Here is a 2,683-nt window from a genome sequence, read left to right on the forward strand (position 1 = left end):
GCGGTGTGGGTGGCAGTGGAGCAGCTTCCACTGGCTCAGGCATGGGTGGGCGTCCTGGTCGCTCGCCCCGGAGTCGGACGGCCGCCACGGGATCACCCCCACTCGGGTCCGGATGTGGTTGGGCCACACGAAGCTCAGCACGACGACGGACACGTACGTCCACGAGCCCCGGGGGGACGACTCGCACATCTGCGAGGCCACCCGCCGCCTGCCCGGTCAGGGGACGGGCGAGTAGCCACATCGCAGGAGGGGCCGGTTGCGTCAGCAGCCGGCCCTTCGTCGTCGCGTCCACCCGCGATCGCGCGCGGGTTCGTCCTGCGGTGGAGTCGACCTGCACGCCCGAGCGGGGAGGCACCGCCACCGCGTACGTCCCGGCCTGGGTGAGCCGGCCGGGACGTACGGCTGTCAGCCGGTGCGGGGCAGGTGCCCGGCCAGCGTGGCAGCGAAGCCCTCAGCGACAGCAAGCTGCTCGCGCAGCGCGGTGACCCGAGCGGTGGCGGCCTCGTGGAACATCTGCAGTCGGTCGGTGAGCGCGTCCCGGTTGTCCGCGCCGGCGGCAGCCAGGTCAGCGAGGAGGATGAGCAGCTGCTGCATCTCCTCGAGGGTGAAGCCCAGGGGCTTCATCCGCTTGATGACCTCGAGGCGGGCGACGTCGTCGTCGCTGTAGAGCCGGAAGCCGCCCTCGGAACGGGCGGTCGGGACCACCAGGCCGTTCTCCTCGTAGAACCGGATGGTGCGCAGACTCAGCCCGGTCCGCTCGGCCACCTGCCCGATCTGCAGGAGCCCGGTACGGGGCGTCATGAGTGCCCCGCCCCCAGCTGCCCGGTGTGCCGCTCGAAGCGGGCCGTGGAGTGCTCGTCGAGGCCGACGAACTCCACCCGCTTGCCGCGGGTCGTGTACTTGTGGGTGATGGCGTCCATGACGGCGACGGTCGAGGCGTCCCACACCTGCGCGCCGGTGAGGTCGACGACGACCTCGTCGGGGTCGTCGGCGTACTCGAACTGGGTGTAGAGGTCGTTGCTGGACGCGAAGAACAGCGCACCGGTGACCGTGTACCGGACGCTTCCGTCGGCCGCGAGGGCGCGGCTGACATCGACGAGGTGGGCGATCCGCTGGGCGAACAGCACGCAGGCGACCAGCACGCCGACGCCCACGCCGATCGCCAGGTTGTGGGTGAACAGGGTGACGGCGACGGTGGAGAGCATCACCGTGGTCTCGCTCTTGGGCATCCGGTGGATGGTCCGCAGGCTGTGCCAGTCGAAGGTCGCGATGGACACGAAGACCATGACGGCGACCAGCGCGGCCATCGGGATGACGCTGACGACATCGCCAAGTGCCACGACCAGGACGAGCAGTAACGCCCCGGACAGGAACGTCGACAGCCGGGTGCGGGCGCCCGAGGCCTTCACGTTGATCATCGTCTGGCCGATCATGGCGCAGCCGCCCATGCCTCCGAAGAAGCCCGACGCCATGTTCGCCACTCCCTGGCCCCACGACTCGCGGGTCTTGTCCGAGTGCGTGTCGGTGATGTCGTCGACGAGCTTGGCCGTCATGAGCGACTCCATCAGCCCGACGAAGGCGATGCCGAGGGCGTAGGGAGCGATGATGCCCAGCGTCTCGAGCGAGAAGGGCACGTCGGGCAGGAGGAAGAACGGCAGACTGTCGGGCAGCTCACCCTCGCCGCCCACGTCCGGGAGCTCCCAGCCGGCGGCCAGCACGAGAGTCGTCAGCACGACGATCGCGACCAGTGGCGCAGGGACGGCGGTCGTGAGCCGGGGCAGCAGGAAGATGATCGCCAACCCGGCGGCGACCATCGGGTAGACCGGGAACGGGACGTCGGTCAGCTGCGGCAGCTGCGCGGTGAAGATCAGGATCGCCAGGGCGTTGACGAAGCCGACCATGACGCTGCGCGGGATGAATCGCATCAGGCGTGCCACACCGGCGGCGGCCAGCAGGATCTGGAAGACGCCGCCGAGGATGACCGCGGCGAACAGGTACTGGACGCCGTGATCCAGCGCCAGCGGAGCGACGACCAGGGCGATCGCGCCGGTGGCTGCAGTGATCATCGCCGGCCGGCCGCCGGTGAACGCGATGACCACCGCCATGACGAAGGAGGAGAACAGGCCCACCCGCGGGTCGACGCCGGCGAGGATGGAGAAGCTGATGGCCTCGGGGATGAGCGCCAGGGCGACGACCAGGCCGGCGAGGACCTCGGTGCGGGCGACGCTGGGCGACAGCCAAGCAGGGCGCGTCAGGCGCGGCCTGGGCAGCGTGGGCAGAGCAGAAGACATGTCACCGGTTCCGGGTTGAGCGCCTCGGAAGGCGCGGCGGTGCAGCACCGGGTCGGTGCCAAGATCCGGCGCGAGTGCGACGTCGAATCAGCAGGAGCGGCGACTGGCTGCGCCGGACAGACGTAGTTGCCGGCCGGCGTCCCGTGGCCGACGCCTGGCTCCATGATGCTCGAGGATCCCGCGACACAACCTAACCCTCACGTCAGGGGAAGGTGGACATGTCCTTGGTCACAGGTCGGCCCCGGCGACTCGGGCCCTGCGAGCACTGACTCGGGCCCTGCGAGCACTGAAGCCACTGAGCGGGACGGCGGCCGCGCACCAGCTGCCGTCGGGGATGGGCGCCGACTTCTTGACGTCCATGTGCACCAGCACGCCAGGCCGGGACCGCTCGT

General features: G+C 70.1%; 3 protein-coding genes. 1 reads left to right on the forward strand and 2 read right to left on the reverse strand.

Going from position 1 to position 2,683, the window contains the following annotated elements; all coding sequences use genetic code 11:
- Positions 1–235: hypothetical protein (locus tag VN520_RS28300; RefSeq protein ID WP_325749796.1), on the forward strand; the 235-nt coding region annotated here is incomplete at its 5' end.
- A gap of 170 nt (positions 236–405) precedes the next feature.
- On the opposite strand, the gene VN520_RS28305 is transcribed toward VN520_RS28300, so the two are convergent.
- Both VN520_RS28305 and VN520_RS28310 read right to left on the reverse strand, forming a co-directional pair.
- Positions 406–801: a MerR family transcriptional regulator gene (locus VN520_RS28305; RefSeq protein ID WP_325749797.1), complete on the reverse strand. Its 396-nt coding sequence runs from the start codon at positions 799–801 to the stop codon at positions 406–408.
- Positions 798–2,291 carry a SulP family inorganic anion transporter gene (locus VN520_RS28310; protein ID WP_325749798.1) on the reverse strand — a complete coding sequence of 498 codons (1,494 nt, stop codon included), beginning with the start codon at positions 2,289–2,291 and terminating at the stop codon, positions 798–800. Before VN520_RS28310 ends, VN520_RS28305 begins: the two co-directional genes overlap by 4 nt.
- Positions 2,292–2,683: the final 392 nt, after the last annotated feature.

The organism is Streptomyces sp., assembly GCF_035563135.1.
GTDB lineage: Bacteria > Actinomycetota > Actinomycetes > Streptomycetales > Streptomycetaceae > Streptomyces.

Coding starts and splice junctions, on each gene's coding strand:
- VN520_RS28305 (WP_325749797.1), bottom strand. CDS start 801: ATGACGCCCCGTACCGGGCTCCTGCAGATCGGGCAGGTGGCCGAGCGG.
- VN520_RS28310 (WP_325749798.1), bottom strand. CDS start 2,291: ATGTCTTCTGCTCTGCCCACGCTGCCCAGGCCGCGCCTGACGCGCCCT.